Genomic DNA, 1146 nt, shown 5'->3' on the forward strand with positions numbered 1-1146 from the left:
CCCCGTGGAAGGCCCCTACCTCCTCCCTGGCTTCCTGGACCTCCACGTCCACGGCGGAGGTGGCCATGAGGTCATGGCCGGCAACGAGGGAGTAGAAGCCACCCTCCGCTTCCACCTCGCCCACGGCACCACCGGCCTCCTCGCCACCACCGTCACCGCACCCCTCCCCCAGCTGGAACAGGCCCTCAAGGGGGTGCAAAAGACCCTGGCAAGCCCCCTGGGAGAAGTCCTCCTCGGCGTCCACCTGGAAGGCCCCTTCCTCTCCCCCCAGCGCCTCGGGGCCCAGCCCCCCTTCCCCCTCCTCCCGGACCCAGAGGTGGCCGGCTGGCTCCTCTCCTTAGCCCCGGTCCGGGTCCTCACCCTGGCCCCCGAGCTTCCGGGGGCTTTGGACCTGGTGCGCTTCCTGGTGGCAAAGGGGGTGCGGGTGCAGCTGGGACACACCGCCGCCACCTACCGGGAGGCCCTGGCCGCCCTGGAAGCCGGGGCCTCCGGCTTCACCCACCTCTACAACGCCATGGCCGGCCTCCACCACCGGGAGCCGGGGGTGGTGGGCCTGGCCCTGGAGCGGGGGGCTTGGGCGGAGATCATTCCCGATGGGCTCCATGTCCACCCCGCCGCCCTCAAGCTGGCCCTGAAGAGCATCCCCGGCCTCTACTTCGTCACCGACGCGGTGGCCGCCGCGGGGATGCCGGAGGGAGAGTACCCCTTAGGGGCCCACCGGGTGGAGAAGCGGGGGGAAGGGGTATGGCTGGGGGAGTCCCTGGCGGGAAGCACCTTAACCCTGGACGGGGCCCTCCGGAACCTGGTGGCCTGGGGGGTGCCCCTGGAGGAGGCGGCCAGGCGGCTTACCGCGCTCCCCGCCCGCTACCTAGGCCTTTCCGACCGGGGGGAGGTCGCCCCGGGCAAGCGGGCGGACCTGGTGGTCTTGGACCAGGAGCTCCGGGTGCAGGGGGTTTTCCTGGGTGGGAGGCCGCAAACGGCTGGCCCTGGACACGCGCCCCCCAGAGGAAACGGAAGCTGACTTTCGAGAGTTGGAAGAGGGGATCAAGCCTTTTTAGAGAAAAGAGGGGGGGTGGAGGAGCTAAGAGGCTGTCGTAAAAGTCTCCCACCTCACCTTACGCGGCCCTCGCCAGCCGCTTCACCAGC

The 1146-nt window shown here is 70.3% G+C and carries 1 protein-coding gene; it reads left to right on the forward strand.

Annotated elements, in window-relative coordinates:
* Nucleotides 1-1021 (forward strand): N-acetylglucosamine-6-phosphate deacetylase (gene nagA, locus C2847_RS12115; protein WP_105318573.1); only part of this gene is annotated, 1021 nt, incomplete at its 5' end.
* Nucleotides 1022-1146: the final 125 nt, after the last annotated feature.

Origin of the sequence: Thermus tenuipuniceus, assembly GCF_002964845.1 — a bacterium.
In the GTDB taxonomy this organism is placed as follows: domain Bacteria; phylum Deinococcota; class Deinococci; order Deinococcales; family Thermaceae; genus Thermus; species Thermus tenuipuniceus.